General features: G+C 62.0%; 19 protein-coding genes and 1 tRNA gene. 10 read left to right on the top strand and 10 right to left on the bottom strand.

Going from position 1 to position 23473, the window contains the following annotated elements:
* Window positions 1–75: 75 nt before the first annotated feature.
* On the bottom strand, window positions 76–885 hold the full coding sequence (locus ACMDB8_RS23390) for an AraC family transcriptional regulator (protein ID WP_056726336.1): 810 nt from the start codon (window positions 883–885) through the stop codon (window positions 76–78).
* A gap of 165 nt (window positions 886–1050) precedes the next feature.
* Between ACMDB8_RS23390 and ddlA the strand changes: the two genes are divergently transcribed.
* The gene (gene ddlA, locus ACMDB8_RS23385) at window positions 1051–2145 is read left to right on the top strand and encodes a D-alanine--D-alanine ligase (RefSeq protein WP_056726296.1); all 1095 of its coding nucleotides are present in this window, start codon (window positions 1051–1053) and stop codon (window positions 2143–2145) included.
* Window positions 2146–2403: 258 nt separating this feature from the next.
* Here ddlA and ggt read toward each other — a convergent pair whose 3' ends face one another.
* Window positions 2404–4236, bottom strand: coding sequence for a gamma-glutamyltransferase (gene ggt, locus ACMDB8_RS23380; protein ID WP_409078425.1), 1833 nt, complete (start codon window positions 4234–4236; stop codon window positions 2404–2406).
* Between the two features lie 166 nt (window positions 4237–4402).
* Between ggt and ACMDB8_RS23375 the strand changes: the two genes are divergently transcribed.
* Window positions 4403–5512 carry a DUF2817 domain-containing protein gene (locus ACMDB8_RS23375; RefSeq protein ID WP_056726294.1) on the top strand — a complete coding sequence of 370 codons (1110 nt, stop codon included), beginning with the start codon at window positions 4403–4405 and terminating at the stop codon, window positions 5510–5512.
* 54 nt (window positions 5513–5566) lie between these two features.
* Here ACMDB8_RS23375 and ACMDB8_RS23370 read toward each other — a convergent pair whose 3' ends face one another.
* Complete coding sequence (locus tag ACMDB8_RS23370) at window positions 5567–6685, bottom strand: succinylglutamate desuccinylase/aspartoacylase family protein (protein WP_409078424.1); 1119 nt, start codon at window positions 6683–6685, stop codon at window positions 5567–5569.
* A gap of 275 nt (window positions 6686–6960) precedes the next feature.
* Between ACMDB8_RS23370 and ACMDB8_RS23365 the strand changes: the two genes are divergently transcribed.
* The 7 genes from ACMDB8_RS23365 to ACMDB8_RS23335 are packed head-to-tail and all read left to right on the top strand — an operon-like array spanning window position 6961 to window position 14558.
* The gene (locus ACMDB8_RS23365; RefSeq protein ID WP_223540956.1) at window positions 6961–8562 is read left to right on the top strand and encodes a 5-guanidino-2-oxopentanoate decarboxylase; all 1602 of its coding nucleotides are present in this window, start codon (window positions 6961–6963) and stop codon (window positions 8560–8562) included.
* Between the two features lie 34 nt (window positions 8563–8596).
* Window positions 8597–10180: a hypothetical protein gene (locus ACMDB8_RS23360; protein ID WP_056726291.1), complete on the top strand. Its 1584-nt coding sequence runs from the start codon at window positions 8597–8599 to the stop codon at window positions 10178–10180.
* Between the two features lie 50 nt (window positions 10181–10230).
* Complete coding sequence (locus ACMDB8_RS23355; RefSeq protein ID WP_409078423.1) at window positions 10231–11046, top strand: ABC transporter ATP-binding protein; 816 nt, start codon at window positions 10231–10233, stop codon at window positions 11044–11046.
* A gap of 54 nt (window positions 11047–11100) precedes the next feature.
* Window positions 11101–11877 carry a transporter substrate-binding domain-containing protein gene (locus ACMDB8_RS23350; RefSeq protein ID WP_056726290.1) on the top strand — a complete coding sequence of 259 codons (777 nt, stop codon included), beginning with the start codon at window positions 11101–11103 and terminating at the stop codon, window positions 11875–11877.
* Window positions 11878–11913: 36 nt separating this feature from the next.
* Window positions 11914–12627, top strand: coding sequence for an amino acid ABC transporter permease (locus ACMDB8_RS23345; protein WP_056726289.1), 714 nt, complete (start codon window positions 11914–11916; stop codon window positions 12625–12627).
* Window positions 12628–12640: 13 nt separating this feature from the next.
* Complete coding sequence (locus ACMDB8_RS23340) at window positions 12641–13330, top strand: ABC transporter permease (RefSeq protein WP_056726288.1); 690 nt, start codon at window positions 12641–12643, stop codon at window positions 13328–13330.
* A 49-nt stretch (window positions 13331–13379) separates the two neighbouring features.
* Window positions 13380–14558 carry a pyridoxal phosphate-dependent aminotransferase gene (locus ACMDB8_RS23335; protein WP_056726287.1) on the top strand — a complete coding sequence of 393 codons (1179 nt, stop codon included), beginning with the start codon at window positions 13380–13382 and terminating at the stop codon, window positions 14556–14558.
* Between the two features lie 169 nt (window positions 14559–14727).
* Here the strand turns inward: ACMDB8_RS23335 and ACMDB8_RS23330 are convergent.
* The 6 genes from ACMDB8_RS23330 to ACMDB8_RS23305 all read right to left on the bottom strand — a co-directional run bounded on the left by ACMDB8_RS23330 (window position 14728) and on the right by ACMDB8_RS23305 (window position 20341).
* Window positions 14728–14804, bottom strand: a tRNA-Met gene (locus tag ACMDB8_RS23330).
* A gap of 87 nt (window positions 14805–14891) precedes the next feature.
* Window positions 14892–16346 (bottom strand): amidase, encoded by a 1455-nt coding sequence (locus ACMDB8_RS23325; protein WP_056726286.1) that lies wholly within the window; start codon window positions 16344–16346, stop codon window positions 14892–14894.
* A 60-nt stretch (window positions 16347–16406) separates the two neighbouring features.
* Window positions 16407–17453, bottom strand: coding sequence for an extracellular solute-binding protein (locus ACMDB8_RS23320; RefSeq protein ID WP_056726285.1), 1047 nt, complete (start codon window positions 17451–17453; stop codon window positions 16407–16409).
* A gap of 27 nt (window positions 17454–17480) precedes the next feature.
* Window positions 17481–18287 (bottom strand): ABC transporter permease, encoded by an 807-nt coding sequence (locus ACMDB8_RS23315; RefSeq protein ID WP_056726284.1) that lies wholly within the window; start codon window positions 18285–18287, stop codon window positions 17481–17483.
* A complete protein-coding gene (locus ACMDB8_RS23310) occupies window positions 18287–19207 on the bottom strand; it encodes an ABC transporter permease (protein ID WP_056726283.1) in 921 nt (306 codons plus the stop codon). The genes ACMDB8_RS23315 and ACMDB8_RS23310 overlap by 1 nt, the downstream gene beginning before the upstream one ends.
* 15 nt (window positions 19208–19222) lie before the next feature.
* Window positions 19223–20341: an ABC transporter ATP-binding protein gene (locus ACMDB8_RS23305; RefSeq protein ID WP_056726282.1), complete on the bottom strand. Its 1119-nt coding sequence runs from the start codon at window positions 20339–20341 to the stop codon at window positions 19223–19225.
* Window positions 20342–20569: 228 nt separating this feature from the next.
* Here ACMDB8_RS23305 and ACMDB8_RS23300 point away from each other — a divergent pair, with 228 nt between their 5' ends.
* Entirely contained in the window at window positions 20570–21475 is a 906-nt protein-coding gene (locus ACMDB8_RS23300) for a LysR substrate-binding domain-containing protein (protein WP_056726281.1), read from the top strand.
* Between the two features lie 15 nt (window positions 21476–21490).
* Here ACMDB8_RS23300 and ACMDB8_RS23295 read toward each other — a convergent pair whose 3' ends face one another.
* Window positions 21491–22549 carry a methyl-accepting chemotaxis protein gene (locus ACMDB8_RS23295; protein ID WP_409078432.1) on the bottom strand — a complete coding sequence of 353 codons (1059 nt, stop codon included), beginning with the start codon at window positions 22547–22549 and terminating at the stop codon, window positions 21491–21493.
* Window positions 22550–23473: the final 924 nt, after the last annotated feature.

Below are 23473 nucleotides of genomic sequence, written 5' to 3'. Positions count from 1 at the left end.
AAACAGCTCTCGCGGTGGTTGGTGAACCCACGATAGCCAGCGACTCAACGCGCTTCTTGTACGATTGTGCGTGGCTCAACGGCGCTGCATGTTGATCCAGCGGGCCGGTGACAGGCCGTAGGTCTTGCCGAATTGCCGGGTCATGTGGCTCTGGTCGGTGAAGCCTGCGATCAGCGCGGCGCTGACCAGGCTCTGACCCTGGATCAGCAGCGCACGGACCAGGTCCAGGCGCCGCATGGTCAGATAGCGGTAGGGGCTGGTGCCGAACAACAGGCGAAAATCCCGGGACAGGCTCCAGCGATCCCGACCGCTGTGCTGCGCCAGTTCATCCAGGGTCACGGTGCGATCCAGGGCGCCGTGGATGTATTCCCGCGCACGCTGCGCGGCCACGTAATCGAAACCCGAGCGTTTGCCCGCCGCGGCGGAAACCGTGCTCATGGCTTGCGCCAGATCGAACAGCGCGTCCTGTTCTTCCAGTGGATCGAGCGGGCAATCCAGGCTGCGCAGCAACGCGCCCGTGGCGGCGAACAGGCGGGGATCGTTCGATAGCCCGGTCTTGATGAATGGCAGCGCTTGCCCACCGAGCATCTGCTGGATCAGCGCCGGTTCGATGTACATCATCCGGTACTGGAAACCGGACTCGGTGCCGGCCTCGCCATCGTGGGCTTCGTCCGGGTGCAGTACGATCGTTGCGCCCGGCAGGCTGTGACGCCAGCCGCCGCGATACTGAAAGCTCTGCACCCCGGCCAGGGTATGACCGATGGCATAGGTGTCGTGGCGGTGCAGATCATAGCCATGGCTGGCAAAAAACGCCTCGAAACGCTGCAGCCCGCCGACATCGGGCGCGCGAAGGAACCAGTCATTGCTAGGCGGACGCTTGGCCATGGTGATGATCGTCTTGAGTTTGATGCGCAATACGGTATCTCAGCCAACGGTTCGCTGTCTTCTGATCGGATGGCGGTTTGCCCGCTAGAAAACCAAGGGCAAATACTGCACTGTGGGGCGCATTCGCTACAGGTCGTTGTTTATTTTTCAGTATGAGGCCAGGTCATGAGCAAGTTGCGCGTGGGGATCATTTTCGGAGGCCGTTCGGCCGAGCATGAGGTGTCGTTGCAATCGGCGAAAAACATCGTCGATGCGCTGGATCGCTCACGCTTCGAGCCGGTGTTGATCGGCATCGACAAACAAGGCCACTGGCACCTCAACGACCCCTCCAACTTTTTGCTGAACCAGGAAAACCCGGCGCTGATCGCCCTCAATCAGTCCAATCGCGAACTGGCCGTGGTACCGGGCAAAGCCAGTCAGCAATTGGTGGAAACCTCCAGCCAGGAAATGCTCGGTCACGTCGATGTGATCTTCCCGATTGTCCACGGCACCCTCGGAGAAGACGGTTGCCTGCAAGGCTTGCTGCGCATGGCCGATCTGCCGTTTGTCGGCTCCGATGTGCTCGGCTCGGCCGTGTGCATGGACAAGGACATCAGCAAGCGCCTGCTGCGCGATGCCGGCCTGGCCGTGACGCCGTTCGTGACATTGACCCGCGCCATGGCGGCGCGCACCGGGTTTGCCGAGGTGCGGGGCAAGTTGGGTTTGCCGCTGTTCGTCAAACCGGCCAACCAGGGCTCTTCCGTGGGTGTGAGCAAGGTCACCAACGAGGCCGAGTACAGTGCAGCGGTGGAACTGGCCTTGAGTTTCGATACCAAGGTGTTGATCGAATCTGCCGTCAGCGGCCGCGAGATTGAATGCGCGGTGCTCGGCAATGAAGACGCCATTGCCAGTGGCTGCGGCGAGATCGTGGTGCGCAGCGGGTTCTATTCCTACGACAGCAAGTACATCGACGACACGGCGGCTGAAGTGGTGGTGCCGGCCAACATCAGCGTCGAGGCCAGCGAGCGCATTCGCGCCCTGGCCGTCGAAGCGTTCCAGGTCCTGGGCTGTTCCGGCCTGGCCCGAGTCGACGTGTTCCTGACCGACTCCGGTGAAGTGCTGATCAACGAAATCAACTCGCTGCCCGGCTTCACCCGCATCAGCATGTACCCGAAACTGTGGCAGGCCACCGGCATGACCTACAGCGAACTGGTGACGCGACTGATCGAGCTGGCGCTGGAGAAGCACCAGGTTCGGCAGGGGTTGAAGATCAGTCGATAGCGACTTGCTCATAAACAAAGGGCCTACCCACCGGTAAGCCCTTTCTCATTGCATTGCAACGTTAGGCTTGAACGACCGGGAGCGACGGCGGTGGGCCTGGTGGCGATTACGGCGTTGATCTATTCGTTGACGGCCTAATAGCAAAGATCAAAAGATCGCAGCCTGCGGCAGCTCCTACATTGGAATGCGTTTCCCTGTAGGAGCTGCCGCAGGCTGCGATCTTTTGATTCAAAGGCATAAAAAAACGCCGCGTACGACTCAATCCCCCAACGCTTGCCCCTCACGCCGCGGATCGGCCCCGCCTGTCAGCGACGCTTTGCCTTGGGCGTCCTTGACCCGAACAATCGCCTGGGTGCCGCTGGTCATGTCGATCTCGCTCACGCTGTGCCCTTTGTCTTTCAGCGCCTGAATCAGCATCGGGCTGAACTGGCCCAGTTCCAGTTCGGTGGGGCCGTTGCGGCTGCCGAAGTTGGGCAGGTTGATGGCGGCTTGCGCATCGAGGTTCCAGTCGAGCAGGCCGATGGTGGATTTGGCCACGTATTCGATGATTTGCGAGCCGCCGGGGGAGCCGACGGTGGCGAGGAATTCGCCGCTCTGGCGGTCGAAGATCAGGGTCGGGGCCATGGAGGAGCGCGGGCGTTTGCCGGGCTCGACGCGGTTGGCGACTTTTTGCCCGTTTTCCTCGGGGATGAACGAGAAGTCGGTCATCTCGTTGTTGAGCATGAAACCCTGAACCATGATGTGCGAGCCAAACGCCGATTCGATGGTAGTGGTCATCGACACGGCACCGCCGGCGTCATCGACGGCCACCACCTGCGAGGTGGAAATCCGCAGCGGCGAACGGTCTGGCGCATAGGCCACCCGGATGCCCGGCGGAGTGCCGGGTTTGGCCGTGCCCATGCTGCGTTCGCCAATCAGGGCGGCGCGGCTGGCGAGGTAGGCCGGGTCGACCAGGCCCTTGACCGGCACGGGTACAAAGTCGGAATCGGCGACGTACTGAGCGCGGTCGGCGTAGGCCAGGCGTTCGGCTTCAGAGATCAGGTGCACGGCTTGCGGGTCGGGTTCGATACCGGCCGAGGCGGTGGTCTTGACCGGTTTCAGCGGTGCCAGCGCCATGCGCTTGTCGCGAGTCTCCAGGGCTTGCAGCGTGCCGAGGATCTGCGCCACGGCGATCCCGCCCGATGACGGCGGCGGCATGCCGCAAACTTGCCAGCGCTTGTAGTCGGTGCACAGCGGCGCGCGCTCCTTGGCCTGGTAGTTGGCGAGGTCGGTCAGGGACAGGCTGCCGGGGTTGGTGTGACCCTGAACCTTGGTCGCAATTTCCTCGGCGACCGGGCCTTTGTACAGGGCATCCGGGCCTTCATGGGCGATGCGTTTGAACACGGCGGCCAGGGCCGGGTTCTTCAGGTTTGTGCCGACGGCTTTTGGGCTGCCATCGGCATTGCGAAAGTAAGCCATCATTTCCGGTGAGCGCGGCATGGACGAATCCGCAGCGATCAACTGGTGCAATCGAGGTGAAATGGCAAAACCTTGCTCGGCGAGCCGGATGGCCGGTTCAAACAGCTGCGCCCAAGGCAGGCGTCCGTGTTTTTGATGGGCCAGTTCCAGGGCGCGCAATACGCCGGGCGTGCCCACCGAGCGGCCTCCGATCTGCGCCTGGGTGAACCCCATCGGTTGTCCGTTGGGTTGCAGGAAAAGCTTCTCGGTGGCGCCGGCCGGGGCGGTTTCACGCCCGTCGTAGGTGCGCACGGCCTTACCATCCCAGAGTACGATCAATGCGCCGCCACCGATGCCCGAAGACTGTGGCTCAACCAGCGTCAACACCGCTTGCATCGCAATCGCCGCGTCGATGGCCGAGCCGCCCCGGCGCAGCATCTCCCGCCCGGCTTCGGCCGCCAGCGGGTTGGCCGCCGCTGCCATGTATTTCTCGGCGTGTTGAGTTTTCAGGTCGGTGCGAAAGCCCGAAGCGCTTTCCGGTGCGAGTGGCAGCGTCGGCACCGAAGCGTTGTTGCACGCGGTAAGGGTCAAGGCGCTGGCGAGCAGAACCAGGGCTGGCAGGCGATAGCGGCGCAAAGGGTAGGTTGAGAACACGTGGGGTACTCCGTCCGTTGGATCTACGATCAGTGGACTTTATCGGCCGACCGGGAGGGACGCAAACCGGGTCCGGCGGCACCGATGTTTTTGTCCTTCATCAATGGCGGAATTTTCTGTAGGGTCGTTGCCAACAGGCAGGCCGGTAAATCAACAAGAGGCAGACATGCAAACCGAGTTCCCCACCCATTCCAGCTATCGCACCCAGCGTGAACAATTCCTGGCCGCGGCGACCACGGCAGGCGCAACGCTGACGGAGTATCCACACCCGCTCAAAGGGCCGTTCGGCGAACCCCTGAGCACCGATGTGGCGGTGCTGGGTGATCCGGGCGCCAAGCGGCTGCTGATCGCGTTGAGCGGCACTCACGGGGTCGAAGGCTTCTATGGTTCGGGCTGCCAGATCAAATGGCTGCAGGAGTTGGGCAAGCGCTGCCTGCCAACGGATGTCGCCGTGGTCATGATCCATGCCATCAACCCCTGGGGCATGGCGTGGTTGCGCCGGGTCAACGAAGACAACATCGATCTGAACCGCAATCACCTGGATTTCCAGCGACCGCTGCCAGACAACCAGGCCTACAACGCCCTGCATGAAATCTATGCCTGCCCGCAGCTGCACGGCCCGGATCGTGATCGTGCCGATGCCTTGCTCGACGAGCAGATTCACCTGCACGGCTGGCCGGCAGTCATGTCGATTGTCGAGGGCGGTCAGCATGCTCATCCCGATGGCCTGTTTTTCGGCGGGCTGGCGCCGAGCTGGTCGAACCGTACATTGCACAAGATCGTGCAAACGCACGTGGCCCATGCCGAGGTCGCCATGTGTTTCGACTTGCACACCGGCGCTGGCGAGTACGGTCATCCGATGTTGTTGACCATCACCGAGTCCGCCTATCCGGCGTTGTCGGATGCGCAGGCGATTTATGGCCCGTGGCTCTACAGCCTGCAAACCGGCGCCGACACCGTCAGCGAAACCGGTGTGGCGGCAACGGCCACCGGCTACACCTCGCAGGCGCTGATCAATGCACTGCCGCAGGTGCGCCTGATGCCGTTTGTCATTGAGTGCGGGACTTATCCGGGACCGGACGTTCACCGTCATCTGCGCGATGATCACTGGCTGCATCTGCACGGCAACCCGAATGACGCAACGGGGCGCGAGATCAAGCTGAATCTGCTTGAGCAGTTCTATCCCGCCGACGCCGATTGGCAGGCGATGGTCTGGCTGCGCACCTGGCAGATCTGGGAGCGGGCGTTGTCGGCATTACCGACGGTTCGCAACTGACACCCCTCAGTGGCCGATGGCCGCGGTCCAGGCTGGCCTGTGACCGCGGCACCATCACGCCGAAACCATTACGCCGCCTTCGAGTGCCGTAGCCCCGGCCACTTTGCACAATTCAACCCCCGCCGCCGCAAAGCGAATCGCACTGCGCATGTACATCACGCCACGGATGGAGCTGCATACAACCTGCGTAGCGCCAGTGATGGGGTCTATGACGTGCACCACCGGTTCATCACGCTCGATCCACGCGCCGGGTTTGTGCAGGAATACCACGAGCCCGGCGCAGGGGGCGCGCAAGGTCAGCGAGCCGTCGAAGGGCGTTGCGGGCTGGAGCAGGGCGGGCATCGGCGGCGGTGTGCCGGCGAGGATGCCCCGGTGTTGCAGGAAGGCGTAGAGGGCGGCGGCATCGACGCGGGCCAATGCATGATCGACATCCGCTTCACCGCGTAACTCGACGGTAGCGGCGACGCAGCCGGAAGGGATCGGAAAGCGCCCGGCAAACGCTTCGGCCAGGCGCCACCAGGGTTGACCGCAAGCCTCGTCAAACGAACCGGCGCCCGTACCGCTGGCCAGCAGGCTGGCCTGTGCGCCGATGTAGCGTGCCAGCGGTTCGATCTGCGACCAACAGGGCGTTTCTCCGTACAGGTGAACCACGGCCTGGGCATCGCAATGCAGGTCGAGGACGAAGTCGGCGTCGTGGGCCAGCAGCAATTGTGCCTGGCGCATCGAGTCGATCTCGCTGCTCGGGCGGATCTGTTTCAGGGCACTGGCCATGGCGCGCCGAATGATCTGCCGGTTTTCATCGGCATCCCCGGTCAGCTCATGGGCCAGCCGATCTCTGATTGTCTCGGCCAAATCAGGATACCGGCGATTGAAATTCTCACCGCTGTTGAAATCGAAACGCCCCATCGCGTCGTGCATCAAGGTCTGTTCGAGGCCAATCGGATTGGCGATGGGGACCAGCACGATCTCCCCGAGAATCTGTCCGCGAGCCTCGGCACTGTCGAGCATTCCACGCAGGTGATGCAGTGCCAGCATGCCGGGCAATTCGTCGGCGTGCAGGCTGGCTTGCAGATAAACCTTGTCGGCGCGTCCCGGCCGGCCGTAATGGAAGCTGATCAGGTGCCGCTGGGTACAGGGGTTGCGGGTCAACAGGGGCTGATGCTCGACGCGCATAAAGCGTTCCTTGAGACAGAGGGGCAAGTGCCGAGGGTTTCATCTTTATGAAAATGAGTGGCCCCATCAATCGAATAATTTACCCGTCACAGGTGAGCAAAATGATCCATTGACCGGCAGCGACACGCCGAAATGTGCCATAAGACCGTTCAATAAAATTTGACAGTGACGCAAATTTATTTCGATTGATGTAATCGTTTCGTCACCAATACTAGGGCCCTCGGTTCAGGTCTCTGTGAGCCTGGCATTCCCAATAAGAATAAAGAGGTGCTCGCATGACCAGTTGTGCCCAGGCGCTCGTCCGGTTACTTGAAGGCTACGGCGTGGAGTCGGTGTTCGGCATTCCCGGTGTGCACACGGTCGAGCTTTATCGCGGGCTGCACGGCAGTTCTCTGCGCCACATCAGTCCGCGTCACGAACAGGGTGCAGGCTTCATGGCGGACGGCTACGCCCGGGCCAGCGGCAAGCCTGGCGTATGCTTCATCATTACCGGCCCCGGGATGACAAACATCCTCACCGCCATGGGCCAGGCCTACGCCGACTCGGTGCCGATGTTGGTGATTTCCACCACCAGCCGCCGCGAACATCAACGCCTGGGCCATGGCTACCTGCATGAAATGCCCGACCAGCGTGCAGTGGTTGCCGGGGTCTGCGCCTTCAGCCATACCTTGCAGCGGCCCGAGGAATTGCCGGAAGTGCTTGCCCGTGCCTTCGCGCTGTTCGGTTGTGCCCGCCCGCGTCCAGTGCACATCGAAATTCCGTTGGACGTGCTGGAAATGCCGGCCGACAACCTCGACCTGCGCCCACGTAGCTTGCCGCAAGCCCCGGCGCCGGCTGCCGCGAATATTGCGGCGGCGGTGAAGCTGCTGGCGACGGCGCGCAAGCCGTTGATCCTCGCCGGTGGCGGCGCCCGAGGCGCAGGCCCGCTGGTGCAGGCACTGGCGGAAAAGTTGCAGGCGCCGGTCGCTCTCACCACCAATGCCCGTGGCCTGCTTGCGCCGGAGCACCCGCTGTTGCTCGACGGGGTGCAGTCGTCGGCTCATGGCCGTGCACTGTTTGCCGAAGCCGACGTGGTATTGGCAGTCGGTACCGAATTGGGGGAAACCGATTACGACTTCTTTGGTCTGGGCCCGCTGTCACTCAATGCGCCGCTGATTCGCCTGGACATCGATCCCTTGCAGATATTGGGGGCGGCTCGCGCCGACGTGGGCTTGCTGGGCGATGCCGGGCAAGGGCTGCAAGCGCTCCTGGCGGCAGTGCCTGAAGCCGCCGCCAGCGACTGGGCCTATCAGCGTGTGGCACAGGTCAACGCTGCCGAACGGTCCGGCTGGAGCAGCAAGCAGAACGTCATGCAGCAGATGCTCGACACCCTGCGCGACAGTCTGCCCGCGCCGATCGTGGTCGGCGATTCGACCCAGCCGGTGTATCAGGGCGCGCTGGGTTATCGCGCCCCGCAAGCCAACAGCTGGTTCAACGCCGGCACCGGCTTTGGCACTTTGGGTTACGGCTTGCCGGCGGCCATCGGCGCCAAGCTCGCCGCGCCCGATCGTCCCGTGGTGGCGGTGGTCGGCGATGGCGGCGTGCAGTTCTCCAGTGCCGAACTGATCGCTGCCCGTGAAGCAGAGTTGGGGGTGATCGTGGTGCTGTGGAACAACCACTGCTATGCCGAAATCCGCGACTACATGACCAACCGCGATATTCCCCCATTGGGCGTGGACATCCTGCCACCGGACTTTGCCGCGTTGGCCAAGTCCTGCCACGTCGCCCACATCGCCATAAGCAGCCTTGAGCAGTTGCGCGAGGTACTTGCCAGCCAGGCCCACATCCGTCAGCCGATTCTGCTGGAGCTGGACGCCGCCGCTTTTCTGTCTGCCTGAGCCGCCATTTGCTGAACCGTTAGGAGTGAACCGCATGGAATTGCAGAAGAGATTTGCCCTGAAGTGGATCGACCAGCATCGCCAGCAGTTATCGGATTGGCACCAGATCATCTGGCACTACGCGGAGCCAGCGTTTCGCGAGTACAAGTCCTGTGCCTGGTATGTGGATCTGTTGCGCAAGGAAGGTTTCACCGTCGAAGAAAACAGCGGCGGCATGCCCACCGCGTTTTGCGCAACCTTCAGTAATGGCCAGGGACCGGTGCTGGCAACCTACGCCGAATACGATGCGGTCCCCGGTAACTGCCAGGCTGCCACCACCCGCAAGATGCCCCGCGAAGGTTTGTCGCGATTCGCTCCTGGCCACACCGACCCGCATTCTGCGCTCGGCATCAGTGCGTTGGGCGGGGTGCTCGCGGCGAAGGCGGCGATGCTTGAGTTCGGCATCGAGGGCACCATTCGTTTCTTTGGTGAGCCGGCGGAAAAGCTCCGTGCGTCCAAACCCGTACACGCGGCCAAGGGTTACTACGACAACCTGGATGCGGCGATCAGCTTTCACCCCACCTACATGTTGCCGCTGAACAACACCACCACCTGGGATACCCATTGCGGCATTGCTTACGCCTACATCTACAGCTTCACCTGCGAAGACCCGGAACACTGGATTGCCGCCGACCGCTATAGTCCGATCCCGCAGAATCACCTGGCTGCGCGGGCACCGGGCGCCAACGATGCGCTGATGCACTTCTACAACCTCAACGAAAGCCTGCGCCGTTCGACCCTGCCGTTCACCGGTTTGTGGAGTTACAACGAGGCCATCCTGACGGCCGGGCAGGCCACCGCAGACAACCTGCCACCGCACCTGTCACAGATCCAGTACCTGCTGCGTTGCGACTCGATCGAGCAGGCCGAAACCATTTCCAAGGTGATGGATAACAACGCCGCCGCTGCAGCGATGGCCACCGGTTGCCAGTGGAAAAAGACCTGGGTCTGCAAGTCCCGTGGGGGTCTGCCCAACCACGTGCTGGCGCGTGCGACGTACAGCAACCTGGCCGCCGTCGGCGCACCGCATTGGGGCGCCGAGGCCTGTGACATTGCCCGCCAGATCCAGAGCAATCTCGGCCTGGAACCGATGGCGGAGCCCTTCCTGCCAGCCACTGAACAACTGATCGACCCGCAGGAATGCGAACGGCAGATGCGCCTGCAAATGCCGGCATGGCAGAAGTACCTGACCTCCGACGACTACCCCGAATACACCTGGCATTGCCCGACCGTGCGTCTGTTGGTGGCCCGCCCGATGCTCAGCGCTCCCGCCGGCCACGTGTACCCGGATTGGGTCTCCAATGCCCTGGGCGGCATACCGCAGACCATCGACCCGATGATCGAGGTGGCGGCGAAAACCATTGCCAACACCTTGCTCGACCTGTTCTGCAACGAAGACCTGCTGAAGGCTGCCACGGACGAGTTCAACCAGCGTACCGGCGGCGGCATCGGTGGCGAGCACTGGCAGGCGCCGCTATTGCCGGCCGACTTTCAAGCCCCTCATCGCTTCCGCTGGCCGGAGTACATACGCACCGTACGTGGTGAAGAGTGGTGGATCCCGGCGCGCGACGACGAATAGTCGTGGCGTTGCCCGGCCTGCCTGAACAATCAGAATTCGAGGATCCAGACGTGCAAGCACTCACCCACGTGAATATCCCCCAGTCACACACGGACACCGCAGTCGTTGCCATCGATGACCTGCACAAGAGCTATGCCGATCACCACGTGCTCAAGGGCATTTCGATGCGCGCCAAAGAGGGCGAGGTGGTCTCACTGATCGGTTCCAGTGGTTCGGGCAAAAGTACCTTGCTGCGTTGCATCAACCTGCTGGAAATCCCTTGCAGCGGCAGCCTGAGAATCAACGGCGAGGAAGTGCGTTTGAAGTCAGGGCGTGGTGGCGTCGCGCAGATCGCCGATCCGCGTCAGGTCGAGCGTCTGCGCACGCGCTTGAGCATGGTGTTCCAGAGTTTCAACCTGTGGCCCCACCGCACCGTGCTGGAAAACGTTATCGAAGCGCCGGTGTACGTACTTGGCGAGGACCGCAAGGAAGCCACGGCGCATGCCGAGCACTTGCTGGAAAAAGTCGGCCTGATCGACAAGCGAAACGTGTATCCCTCGTTTCTGTCCGGTGGCCAGCAACAGCGCGTAGCGATTGCCCGGGCCCTGGCCATGCGCCCGCAAGTGATGCTGTTCGATGAGCCGACCTCGGCCCTGGACCCTGAGCTGGTGGGCGAAGTGTTGCGGGTGATTCAGGGCATCGCCGAAGAGGGGCGGACGATGATTCTGGTCACCCACGAAATGGCCTTCGCCCGCGATGTGTCGAGCAAGGTCATCTACCTGCATCAAGGCCGGATCGAAGAAGAAGGTACGCCGCAGCAGGTATTGCTCGATCCACGCAGTGAGCGTTGCCGTCAATTCGTGATGGCCCAGGACAATCGCGGATAACCCGCACTGATGTTTTCACCTCGATAACTACAACCTGAAAAGAGGCATCAAGACATGAAGAGAACTCTGTTGATCACCCTGCAAGCCTGCCTGCTGGCCGGCATCGCCAGCACCTCGTTCGCTGCTGACAAACTGGTGTTTGGTATCGCCCTGGAACCTTACCCGCCGTTCTCCTTCAAGAGCGGCAAGGGCGAGTGGAGTGGCTTTGAACCGGAGATGATCACCGCAGTCTGCGAGCGCATGAAGGCCGATTGCAGCCTTAACGAAATGTCCTGGGACGGCCTGATTCCGGCCCTGAAGTCGCAACAGGTTGACGTGGTGCTCAACTCGTTGTCGATCACTCCCGAGCGTCAGCAAGTGATCGATTTCACCCAGCCGTACTTCTTCACCCGCGCACTGTGGATCGGTGATCGCAGCATGGAGCTCGAGCCGACCCCGGCCGGCCTCAAGGGCAAGATCATTGGTGTGCAGGGTTCGACCACCCACGCCGCGTTCGTCAAAAAGTACTACGGCGAAACCTCCACCATCCGTTATTACAACGACCAGGACGACATCCTCGCGGACCTGCGCAGTGGTCGCGTCGACATCATGTTGGCCGACCAATTGGTGGTTGAGCCGCTGCTGGACAACCCCGACAACTCAATGCTCGCCAGCAAGGGCGTGGCTCCGCTTGACCCGCTGTTTGGCGATGGTGTGGGCGCGGGTGTGCGCAAAGGCAACGATGCCCTGCGCGAGCGTTTGAACGTGGCGCTGCAATCGCTGCGTGCCGACGGCAGCTACGAAAAGATCCGTGAGCGCTACTTCAAGTCTGATATCTCGGCCCTTGAGTAATCAGCTTCTTCCGGCAAACCCAACGCAGGTGTGCTCATGACACTTTCTGATATTTCCCGGCTGTTCTTCAGCGATGGCTGGCTCCAGGCCTTGGCCCAGGGGATGGTCAAGACCCTGGGGATTTCCCTGGGGGCCTTTGTCCTGGGGCTGGCCATCGGCCTGGTCGTGGCCATGGTCAAGCTCAAGGGGCCGCGCTGGATGGTCGTTTGCGCCAATTGCTACACCACGCTCTACCGCGCGGTGCCGGAATTGCTGCTGATCCTGCTGCTCTACTACGCCGGTGCCGATCTGATCAACCTGACGCTGGCCGCATTCGGCCAGCCGAGCGTCGAGATCAACGGGTTCATGGCTGCCGTGGTGGTGCTGGGCATTGTGCAGGGTGCCTATTCGGGGGAAATCATTCGCGGTTCGATCGAGTCCATCCCCCACGGTCAGATTGAAGCGGCGCGCGCCTACGGAATCTCCCGCAGTTTGCTGGTGAGGAGGGTGATCCTGCCGTGCATGCTGCCCTTCGCGATCGCCGGGTTATCCAACCTGTGGCTGGTGCTGGTCAAGGAAAGCGCCTTGATCAGCGTCGTGGGTTACAGCGAATTGCTGACAGCGGGTCGCCAGGCGGCGGCATCGACCAAGCACTATTTGCTGTTTTACCTCGCCGTGGCAGCGTTCTATTACTTGATCACGCTGGTTTCCAGCTCGGTCTTCCGGCGGGTCGAAGTGCGCTTCGAACGCTGGATGCCACGGCACGCATAAGGGGAGGGCGAGCATGGACTTTCATTGGCTGGGAAATTTTTACCAGGAGCTGGTCAAGGGCGCCGGACTGACCCTGCAGCTGTTGCTGATCTCGGGGGTTATCGGCTTTTTCATGGCGGTGCTCGTGGCGCTGGGGCGCTTGTCGAAGAACCGCTTGCTGTCCAACGGCCTGCGCTTTTACACCAGCGTGCTGCGGGGGACGCCACTGCTGGTGCAGATTTACGTGTTGTACTACGGCGTGGGCAGTGTTTTTGCGACCTTCCCGCTGATTCGCGGCAGCATGTTCTGGCCGTACTTGCGAGAAGGCTTCTGGTACGTGGCGTTCGCGCTGACCTTGAGCGTTTCCGCGTACGTCGGTGAAGTGTTGCGCGGTGGCTTGCGCGCGGTACCGCGTGGCGAACTGGAAGCCGCGCGGGCCTATGGCATGCGCCCCTGGCTGGTGTTGCGCCGGGTGTGGATGCCGCGCGCCTTGCAGATGCTGCGCCCGACATTGGCCGGGGAAAGCGTGATGCTGCTCAAGGCCACGGCGCTGGCCTCGACCGTGGCGGTTACCGACTTGCTGGGCGCGGCAAACCTGGTACGTTCGCAAACATTACGTGTCTATGAGCCGCTGCTGGTGGTGGCGGTGATCTACATCATCCTGGCGATTGTCATTGAGCAAGGTTTTGCCCGGATAGGCAAAACGCCGCAACGTCAGGCCTGACTTCAAGGTCGATGGACACATCGGCCCAAGGGCTCATAAGGAGTGTCATATGAAATATTCGTCCATGGTCAAACGCATCAGTGGCGAAACCGTCACCGCCTGGGACATTCACTACGCAGCCTGTGATGCACAGGCTCGCGGTGAAGATGCGATCGTGTTGAGCATCGGCGATCCGGATTTCGCCACTGCCGATGAAATATGCGCGGCAGCGGTTCAGGCAATCAATGAGGGCGACACCCATTACACCCACGTGATCGGTCGCCCGGCCCTGCGCGAAGCGATTGCCGCCAAGCAGTCGGCGTTGCTCGGCCAGCCGGTGTCCGCCGACAACGTGGCGCTGGTGGCCGGCGCACAGAACGGTTTGTATGCCACGGCCATGTGCCTGTTCGAACAAGGCGATGAAGTGCTGGTGCCGGAACCCATGTACCTGACGTACGCGGCGAGCATCCAGGCTTCAGGTGCATGCCTGGTGCCGATTGCCCAGCCGGCCGAAGAAGACTTCCGCCTGACCCTGGCCGCGCTGGAAGCGGTGGTGACCGACAAGACCCGTGGCATCGCCTTGGCCACGCCGAACAATCCCACCGGCAACGTCTACACCCGCGAGGAGCTGGAGGCCGTTGCGCTGATTGCTCAACGCCATAACCTGTGGGTCATCAGCGACGAGGTTTACGGTCAGCTGACCTATGACCGTCCGCACCAGAGTGTGGCCACCCTTGAGGGCATGGCCGAGCGCACCGTGGTGCTTAACAGTCTGTCCAAATCCCATGCCATGACCGGCTGGCGGGTAGGCTGGGTGGTGGGACCGCAAGAGCTGATCGGCCACCTCGATAACCTGTTGCTGTGCATGCTCTACGGCTTGCCGGGGTTCATTCAGGCCGCCGCGCTCAAGGCACTGGAGCTGGATGAGCAAGTGGTCGGGGAAGGGCGGGCTCTTTACCGTCGGCGCCGAGACCTGGTGGTCGAAGGATTGCGCCACGTGCCGCTGCTCAAGTGCAAGGTGCCTGAGGCGGGCATGTTCATGCTGGTGGATGTGCGGGAGACGGGCTTGTCGAGCACGGACTTTGCCTGGCAACTGTTCCGTGAAACCGGTGTTGCCGTACTCGATGCCAGCGCTTTTGGCGCCAGTACCACGGGCTTCGTACGCATCTCGTTCACGGTCTCCGACGCAGCGCTCAGTGATGCGTGCGGTCGAATCGCAGGATTCATCGAGCGCCTTCGCGGACAATGACGTTTCTGCTGCCAACGGGCGTAGGGGCCTGCCCCTGTCTGCCTTGGCAGCCATTCGAAATCCGATGCGACAACTTCAATACGGCGGCACAGGATTTCCTGTCGCCGTAGCGTACTTTTCTCGAGGCATAAAAAAACGGCTTACCTTGCGGTAAGCCGTTTTTAGTACTTGGTGGCTACACAGGGACTTGAACCCCGGACCCCAGCATTATGAATGCTATGCTCTAACCAACTGAGCTATGTAGCCAAGTGGCGCGCATTATTCACCGGTAACGGGGATGCGTCAAGCATAAATCTAAAATATTTCTCTGCGCTTTCAACCGTTTATCAAAATCTATCCTCTGAGCAGGGGTGAAGGGCAGCGCTGGAACCAGCGACTGGCCTGTTCGTACGCGTGCGCCAGTTGCAGGACGGCGAAGTCGGCCTGGTGCCGGCCGATGATTTGCAGGCCCATGGGCAGGCCGCTGGCGTTGAAGCCGACCTGTACGTTGGCCACCGGGCAGCCGGACAAGGTGCCGGGAATCACCACCTCCATCCAGCGGTGATAAGTGTCCATGGTCACGCCCTCGATGGCGGCGGGCCACGGTTGGGTTTTATCGAACGGGAACACCTGGGCGCTGGGCAGCAGCAGGTAGTCGTATTTTTCGAACAGCCTGGAGATCGCCCGATACCAGTCGCTGCGCGTCACCGAGGCGGCAAACACGTCGGTGGCCGAGAGTTTCAGGCCGTTTTCCACTTCCCAGCAGGCCTCCGGTTTCAACAGCGCACGTTTTTGCGGGTCGGCATAAGTCGCACCCAACGAACCGGCGACCATCCAGTGACGCAACGTCCGCCAACTGCTCCACAGCTTCTCTGGCGCGAATTCGGACTGAACCGGTTCAATGTGGCAACCCAGGCTTTCGAAGTCGACAAAGGCCTTCTCGCACAGCGAGAGGATGCCTTGCTCCATCGGCAGGTAGCCGTTGAAGTCGCCGAGCCAGCCCAGACGCGTGCCTTTGAAGTCTCGACCCAGCGGTGCCGCAAAGACGCTGCCGGGCTGGGCAATGGACAGTGGCGCCCGCGCATCGGCCCCGGCCTGCACCGACAACAGCAACGCCGCATCGCGCACGCTGCGAGCCATGGGGCCTTCGTAGCCGAGTTGGTCGATAAACAGGTCGGCACTGTCATCGAAGGGCACGCGGCCCTGGGACGGACGGAACCCGAAGATGTTGTTGAAGGCCGCCGGGTTGCGCAGTGAGCCCATCATGTCGCTGCCGTCGGCCACCGGCACCAGGTGCATGGCCAGCGCCGCCGCCGCGCCACCGCTGCTGCCGCCTGCGGTCTTGCTCGGGTCGTAGGCACAACCGGTCGCGCCGAACAGCGGGTTATAGCTTTGCGAGCCGAGGCCGAATTCCGGGGTGTTGCTCTTGCCGATGATGATCGCGCCGGCGGCCTTGATCCGCTCGACCATGATGCCGTCGCGCTCGGGGATGAAGTCCTTGTACAGCGGCGAACCCAGGGTGGTGCGGATGCCACGGGTCAGGGACAAGTCCTTGATGGCGTGGGGCAGGCCGTGCATCCAGCCACGGTATTGGCCTTTCGCCAGTTCGGCATCGCGGATATCGGCCCGGGCCAGCAGGTCTTCTGGCGCTTGCAGGCTCACCAGCGCATTGACCTGCGGGTTGAAGCGTTCGATATGGGCAAGATAAGTCTGCATCACTTCCCGGCAGGAAACCTGGCGCAGGCGGATGCGTTCGGCGAGCTCGTGGGCCTGCAACAGGACCAGTTCGCTGATGTTATTAGAGTTCATTGCAAGCGGCCTTTCAGACGGCTGGAAAAACGCCCCGCCATCGCGTCGGGGCGGTAGAGATCAACGCATCAGGTTGGTCCAGAGACGGTCGGCCAGGCGGATCGCGCCTTCGCCGCAAGTCTTGCTGAACACCACGTTGGTGCCTTCGGGAATGTGCAGTTCCGGCGCGTCCTTGAGGCTCGCATCAAGGAACGGCTCCACACCCTTGATCGGGCTCTGGTGCTTGAGGAAGTTCTGGGTCATCGCCGCGTTTTCAGGCTGGCTGAGGAACGCGATGAAGGCCTTGGCGTTCGCCGGGTTCTTGCTGCCGGTCGGGATGACCATGTTGTCGACCCAGGCCAGCACACCTTCTTTCGGGTACAGGTATTTCAGGCTCGGTTTCATCTCCCGGGCGCGCATCGACGAGCCGCCCCAGAAGGTCGACATGTCGATTTCACCCGAGGCGAGGTTTTCGCGGATCGAGCCGGCCTTGGAGCTATAGGTCTTGACGAAGGGTTTCTGCGCCTTGAGCAGGGTCAGAACCTGCTGCATCTGCTTCGGGTCTTCGCTGCACAGCGGGATATTCAGGTACAGGCTGGCCATGTCCACCACGTCGCTGACCGAGTCGAACATGTTGATCCGCCCTTGCAGCTCGGCCGGTGGCTCGTAAAGCACCTTGAGGCTGTCGGTGGGGCCCTTGTAGCGCTCGGTGTTGAGCACCACGCTGGTGGTACCCCAGATGAACGGCACGGAGTAGGCGCCTTCCGGGTCCCAGGTGGGTTTTTTCAGGTTGTCGACGACGCTGGCGTAGTAGGGCTGGTTGACCGGGTCGAAACGCTCCAGCAGTTTTTCCTTGATCAGGATCGGCACGAACTGGTGCGACGGGATCGCCACGTCATAACCGGCACCCCCCTGCTTCAATTTGGCCAGCAGGGTTTCGTTGGAATCGTAGGAGTCAACGGTGACTTCGATGCCGGTCTGCTTCTGGAATTTGGCGAGAATCTCCGGCGAAAAGTAACCGCTCCAACTCACCACGTTGAGTTTTTCCGAGGCCTGAACGCTGCCGGCCATGGTCAGCGGTAAAGTCAGGAACAACGAAGTGCCGATGCTTGCAATCAACTTGCTCATGCTATTTCCCCACAGTACGTAGAAGGTTCAGGTTTTCTTTTTGCCCAGCAGATAAGAGAGCGTGACGAACAGCACCGAGACGCCCAGGATCAGGGTCGAGACGGCGTTGACGTCCGGTGTCACGCCCATGCGCAACAGGCCGAAGATGAAAATCGGCAAGGTCGTGGTGCCGGCCTGGGAGACCATCATCGAGATCACGAAGTTATCCAGCGACACGATGAAGGCCAGCATCAGCCCGGAGAAAATCCCCGGCATCAGCAGCGGCAGGGTGACCTTGCGGAAGGTCCGCCACGGGCCGGCATACAGGTCGGCCGAGGCCTGTTCCAGGGACAGGTCCATGTCGTTCAGGCGTGCCCGTATTGGCAGAAAGGCAAACGGAATGCAGAACACGGTGTGCGCGATGATCAGGTTGCCGTAGCCCAGGGACAGGCCGATGGTGGAGAACAGCGCGAGGGTGGCGACGCCGACCACGATTTCCGGCAGTACCAGGGGCAACATGATCGCGCCCATGGACAGTTGCAGGCCCTTGAACTTCGCACCCCGTGAAGTGCCGAGGGCGGCGAGGGTGGCGATGGCCGTGGCGACCATGCTGGCGCAGACCGCGATCAACAGGCTGTTGCCGGCCGCCTGGCGCAGGGCCTGGTTGGCGAAGGCCGCGCGATACCAGTCGAGGCTGAAACCGGTCCACACCGTGGCCGACTGGTTGGCGTTGAACGAGAACACCACCAGCACCACGATCGGCGCGTAGAGGTACAGGTAGAACAGAAAACTGAAACCGCCGAAGCCCGGGAAATCCTGCACACCCAGCGTGTTGCGTTTGAACAGGCTGATCATCACGCACCTCCTTTGGCGATGCGCTGGCGCTCGGCACGCAGGGCATAAACCGTCAGTACCAACATCACCGCCGCCATCAGCACCAGCGACAGGGCCGCGCCGAATGGCCAGTTACGCGCATCGCTGAACTGCCGGAAGATCAAGTTGCCGAGCATCATCCGCGTGCCGCCACCGAGCAGTTCCGGGGCGATCATCGCGCCCAGGCAAGGCACGAAAGTGAGAATGGCGCCGGCGAGAATCCCCGGCCTGGCGATCGGCAACACCACCTTGCGCAAGGTTCGAATGCGTCCGGCGTAGAGGTCCTGAGCCGCTTCGAGCAGGCGGATGTCCATTTTTTCCAGGGTGGCGTAGATCGGCAGTACGACGAAGGGCGCGTAGGTGTAAACCAGCCCCAGCAGCACCGCGCCGTCGGTGTAGAGAAGTTGTAGCGGCTGGTCGATCACTCCGAGGCCCATCAGACTGTTGTTGATCACCCCGGTATTGCGCAGCAGCAGAATCCACGCATAGGTGCGGATCAACAGGTTGGCCCAGAACGGCACGGTGATCAGAAAGATCAGCAGACCACGACGATGGGGCGGCTGCATGGCCAGCCACACCGCCACCGGAAAACCGATCAGCAAAGTGATGAGGGTGGTCAGCCCGGCGATGCCGATGGAGCGCAGGGCAATGATCAGGTAGGAGTCGGCGAAGGCCAGGCTGTCATCCAGTTGTCGTTCGAACAGCAACGAGGTGTAGGCATCGCTGCTGAATACCTTGTTCACCCCGCCGTAGGGGTTGGCCTCCATCAACGAATAGCCGATGACAATCAGGATCGGCACGATCAGAAACAGGCCGATGGCGATCAGCGCCGGGCTGACCCCGAGGAAACTCTGGAAGGCCCGCCGACGTTCCAGGGTATTGGCAATCGGTAAAGCGTGCATGGCGATTCCTCGTGCTCAATCGTGCAGGACGCTGGCGCTGCCCTGGTCGAACAACAGACCGGCCTGGCTGCCGACGGCGAAGCGTTTGCTCTGGTCGACGCAGTTGGGGGTGCGCACAGTGAGGCGCGAACCGTCGCTCAGGCTGACCTGGTATTGCAGGTCGGTGCCGAGGTAGATCTGCGCTTCGATTCGGCATGGCAAGGCACATTCGGTATTGCCCGGCACCAGATGCAAACGCTCGGGACGCACGGACAAAGTGACGTTGGCCCCGACCCGCACATCGCTGCATGGCTGTGCAGGCAGCGGATGACCGGCCGGGCCGGCGAACCAGGCCAGGCCGTCTTCGATGCGGGTGACCGTGCCTTCGATGAAGTTGGTTTCACCGATGAAGTCCGCCACGAAGCGATTGCGCGGGCGTTCGTAGATGTCTTCCGGACGGCCGACCTGCTGCACCTCGCCTTCGGACAACACGGCGATGCGGTCGGACATGGTCAAGGCTTCTTCCTGGTCATGGGTGACAAAGATGAAGGTGATGCCGGTGCGGGCCTGAATGGTTTTCAGCTCTTCGCGCATGGCCTGGCGCAGCTTGAGGTCCAGCGCCGAAAGCGGTTCGTCGAGCAGCAAGACTTTGGGGTGCGGCGCCAATGCACGAGCCAGGGCGACACGCTGTTGCTGACCGCCGGACAACTGCGCCGGCTTGCGGTTGGCAAAGCGTTCCATCTGCACCAGGGCGAGCATCTCGCGCACCCGTTCGGCCAATTGCGTTTTGTTCAGGACTTTGCCCATCGGGTGGGACTCAAGGCCGAAGGCCAGGTTCTCGGCGATGGTCATATGCGGGAACAACGCGTAATGCTGGAACACCGTGTTGACCGGGCGCTGGAAGGGCGGGCGGTCGGCGATGTTTTCGCCGTAGAGCAGAATCTCGCCTTCGGTAGGGAATTCGAACCCGGCGATCATCCGCAGGAGCGTGGTTTTGCCGCAGCCCGATGGGCCGAGAAGGGTGAAGAACTCGTTGTCGCGAATGTCCAGGTCGATGCTTTTGAGCGCCACCGGGCCAGTCTTTGGATCACCGTAGACTTTGCGCACTGAGCGGATGGACACCGCCAGCGTTTGCAGCGAATGCAGGGCATTCATGCGTTACCTCCGATTCCCCCATCGCCTGCGCACGTGCTGAAAACAGCTGTGTCGTCGGGCCATGGATATTATTTTTCTGGGCAGGATCGAGATTGCGTTCGGGTGTTGTAACCAGCTGTTTTTTTGTTCTGCTGTGGATCGATTATCAGCGAGGGGTTGCGGGGGCGAAACTTCAATTTTAACATAGGGGCTGTTAAAAAATTTAACAGCAGAAGGCGCCCGAATACCATGCCTGACCACCGTTTGCCGCCGCTCAACGCAGTGCGTGCCTTTGATGCCGCGGCCCGGTTGGGCAGCTATGTCGAAGCCTCCAAGGCCCTGCACGTGACCCAGCCGGCCATCGGCCGCCACGTGAAATTGCTGGAAGACTGGCTAGGCATCCAACTGTTCGAGCGCACCTCTCGCGGGGTCAACCTGACGACGGCGGGGGAGAAGTACCACCGCAAGATCACCGCCGCCTTGCAGTTGATCATCGAGGCCGGAAAAGAGGCGCAACCCAAGCACGCCGAACGCTGGCTGCGCATCATGGTGGTGCCGGGGTTTGCCAAGCGCTGGCTGATGCCGCGCATCGAGGCTATGCGGCACCTGCGTCCGGGCTTGAAATTCGCCATCGAACCCAATTCGACCTTCACCGAGGTGGATGGCAAAAGCGCTGACCTGGGCATCGTCTACGGGTTGGACGGCCAATATGCCCACTCGCGCACCAGCCTGATTTGTCCTCGGGTGTTTCCGATCTGTTCCCCTGATTATCTGGCCAGCGTCGAGCCCATCGACAGTCCCGCGGACCTGGTGAAGCACAACCTGATCCACGTCGATGACGGCGAGTGGTGGAACCTGTGGTTCGCCGCCAATGACCTCGACATCCACCTCAATTCGGACATGCTCTACGTCAACAACGACCACGCCTTGTCGGTGGCCGAGAGCGGGCAGGGCATTGCGCTGGCCAACGAAGTGCTGGTGCGCGAAGAGCTCCATAGCGGCAAGCTGGTGCGGGTGGTGGACGCGCAAGTGAAGCTGGAAAGCTATCGGGTGCTGACGCCGTCCGCCGAACTCTCGGCGGACGTGGCGTGGTTTATCGACTGGCTAAAGAGCGAACTGGAGCAGGACTTCCCGGAGGCGGTGATCCGCGCCTGAGAAGTCCTGGCGGATTCAACTCAAGCGGAAACGCCCGGTGTTGGCGCTGAGGGCCTTGCTGCCGTGGCTCAGGGTGTCCGCTGCCTGGTTCACCGCGCGGGCACCTTCAAGAAGGCGCACCGCCGCTTGATCGACCTGCTGGATATTGCCGCTGACCTCGTCGGCGGTACTGGCCTGTTCTTCAACCGCCGTGGCGATTTGCGCCAGGGTATCGGTGACGCTCTGCACCGCACTGGCGATTTCACCGAGCCGTTCACCGAGGCCGGTGACCGCTTGTGCATCGCTCTCTGCCTGACTGCAGGCGGCTTGCATCAGGCTGACGGCCTCATTCACGGTGCTGCGCAGGCTGTCGACCGTGCCGGCAATCTGCGCGGTCGACGATTGCGTGCGTTGCGACAGGCTGCGCACTTCATCGGCTACCACCGCGAAGCCACGCCCTTGCTCGCCCGCCCGAGCCGCCTCGATGGCGGCATTGAGCGCCAGCAGGTTGGTCTGCTCGGCGACGCCGCGAATGGTGTCGACTACCAGTTGAATCTGCTGCCCCTGCTCGCTGACCCGGCCCAGCGCCGCAGCGGTCTCGTTCAGGCGTTGATTGAGTTGCTGGATGCTCGCGGTGGTGCGCAGGCTGTCACGGCTGCTGTCGGCGGCAATGCGTCGGGTGTGCTGGGCACTGCCGGACGCCTGTTCGCAACTGTGGGCCACCCCTTGTGAGGTGGCGGCCAGTTGTGTCGCCGCAGCGGCAATCTGGCTGATCTGCAACTGCTGGGCTTCGACTTCGCCCAGGGCATCGCTGGAGTGATGGTTGAGGGTTTGCACCGCGTTGCTCAGTTGCAGGGTTTCGTGATCCACCCCTTGCAGGCTGCTGCGCAGTTGCACCACGGCGACGTTCAGCGCGGTGCTGATGACCGCCAGTTCGTCCCGGCCCTGAACCGGCACTTGCAGACTCAGATTGCCATCGCGCAAGGCCTCGGCCAGCACCGTGATGCCGCTGGCGCTGCGGCGGATCGAGGCCTGCAAACAGATGAACAGATACAGTGCCGCCAACAGCAGGCAGCCCAACACGGCGGCCACCATAACGAACTGGCGGATCGCCGAGTCGTGGTAGTAATCCAGGCGCTGATCCAGCGACACCAGCGACTGCTGGCGCAACGAAGCGAGGTCGGAGAGCAGGGCATCGAGACTGCGTTCGAAATCCTCCGGCTTGAGGTTGATGCTGCCGCCGAACACGCCGTCATCCAGCACCTTCAGGCCCGCATCGAGGCGCTTGAGGCTGTCGTGGTACTGCCCGGCCCAGGTTTGCAGGGCGCTGGGCAAGCGCGCTTCGAGCAGGCCTGCGGTTTTCACCAACTGCTCTCGCGCATCGCCGATGCGACTGCGCAAATCGCGCAGTTGCAAGCGGCTTTGCAGGGTGAACTGCCCGGACACCACCGAGGCCTGGCCTACCGCCGCCAGACGACCGACCCGTTCGATCAGGTCTGGCGCATGCTGGGTGGAGATCTGCGTCAGCAAGTAGGTTTCCAGCCACGGTGCCAGCGTCAGGCGATTGTCCATGGCGATCTGCTCGCGCAAGGCTTGCAGGGCGCTCAAGGCGTTGGTGAAGCGATCATAACCATCCGGCCACCAGCCGACATTGCTCAGGCTTTTTGAGTCGAGGCCATCGAGGGCGGTTTGCAGGGCCTGGTAACGCGACAGGGTCTCGCCCTCGGCGTTTTCTTTTTGCAGGGCATTGCCCAGCTCGGCAGTGGCCTGGCTGACGGCGGGCTGAACGGCATCGAAGGCGGCCATCGCGGCGAGGGTGGCCGGCGTTGGCTGGCGATTGGTTTCCGTGGCGCGCCACCGGGCGGCGCGATCACGCTGGGCGGCGAGCAGGTCATCCAGCGCATCGAGCGCAAGCAGTTGCCGCACCCCGGCGCGTTCGCCTGAGATCAGGTTGAGTTTGTCGCGATAGTCCTGGCCGATCATCCACAGGCTACCGGCCAGCGGCAGGATAAATAGCAG

Source organism: Pseudomonas monachiensis, assembly GCF_047345015.1.
In the GTDB taxonomy this organism is placed as follows: Bacteria; Pseudomonadota; Gammaproteobacteria; order Pseudomonadales; family Pseudomonadaceae; genus Aquipseudomonas; species Aquipseudomonas monachiensis.
Note: the sequence above shows the minus strand (reverse complement) of the source record. Positions and strands in the feature narration are given on the sequence as shown.

Coding starts and splice junctions, on each gene's coding strand:
- ACMDB8_RS23335 (WP_056726287.1), top strand. CDS start 13,380: ATGAAATATTCGTCCATGGTCAAACGCATCAGTGGCGAAACCGTCACC.
- ACMDB8_RS23320 (WP_056726285.1), bottom strand. CDS start 17,453: ATGAGCAAGTTGATTGCAAGCATCGGCACTTCGTTGTTCCTGACTTTA.
- ACMDB8_RS23300 (WP_056726281.1), top strand. CDS start 20,570: ATGCCTGACCACCGTTTGCCGCCGCTCAACGCAGTGCGTGCCTTTGAT.
- ACMDB8_RS23340 (WP_056726288.1), top strand. CDS start 12,641: ATGGACTTTCATTGGCTGGGAAATTTTTACCAGGAGCTGGTCAAGGGC.
- ACMDB8_RS23360 (WP_056726291.1), top strand. CDS start 8,597: ATGGAATTGCAGAAGAGATTTGCCCTGAAGTGGATCGACCAGCATCGC.
- ACMDB8_RS23310 (WP_056726283.1), bottom strand. CDS start 19,207: ATGCACGCTTTACCGATTGCCAATACCCTGGAACGTCGGCGGGCCTTC.
- ACMDB8_RS23390 (WP_056726336.1), bottom strand. CDS start 885: ATGGCCAAGCGTCCGCCTAGCAATGACTGGTTCCTTCGCGCGCCCGAT.
- ACMDB8_RS23315 (WP_056726284.1), bottom strand. CDS start 18,287: ATGATCAGCCTGTTCAAACGCAACACGCTGGGTGTGCAGGATTTCCCG.
- ACMDB8_RS23295 (WP_409078432.1), bottom strand. CDS start 22,549: ATGGTGGCCGCCGTGTTGGGCTGCCTGCTGTTGGCGGCACTGTATCTG.
- ACMDB8_RS23350 (WP_056726290.1), top strand. CDS start 11,101: ATGAAGAGAACTCTGTTGATCACCCTGCAAGCCTGCCTGCTGGCCGGC.
- ACMDB8_RS23370 (WP_409078424.1), bottom strand. CDS start 6,685: ATGCGCGTCGAGCATCAGCCCCTGTTGACCCGCAACCCCTGTACCCAG.
- ACMDB8_RS23365 (WP_223540956.1), top strand. CDS start 6,961: ATGACCAGTTGTGCCCAGGCGCTCGTCCGGTTACTTGAAGGCTACGGC.
- ACMDB8_RS23345 (WP_056726289.1), top strand. CDS start 11,914: ATGACACTTTCTGATATTTCCCGGCTGTTCTTCAGCGATGGCTGGCTC.
- ddlA (WP_056726296.1), top strand. CDS start 1,051: ATGAGCAAGTTGCGCGTGGGGATCATTTTCGGAGGCCGTTCGGCCGAG.
- ACMDB8_RS23325 (WP_056726286.1), bottom strand. CDS start 16,346: ATGAACTCTAATAACATCAGCGAACTGGTCCTGTTGCAGGCCCACGAG.
- ACMDB8_RS23305 (WP_056726282.1), bottom strand. CDS start 20,341: ATGAATGCCCTGCATTCGCTGCAAACGCTGGCGGTGTCCATCCGCTCA.
- ACMDB8_RS23375 (WP_056726294.1), top strand. CDS start 4,403: ATGCAAACCGAGTTCCCCACCCATTCCAGCTATCGCACCCAGCGTGAA.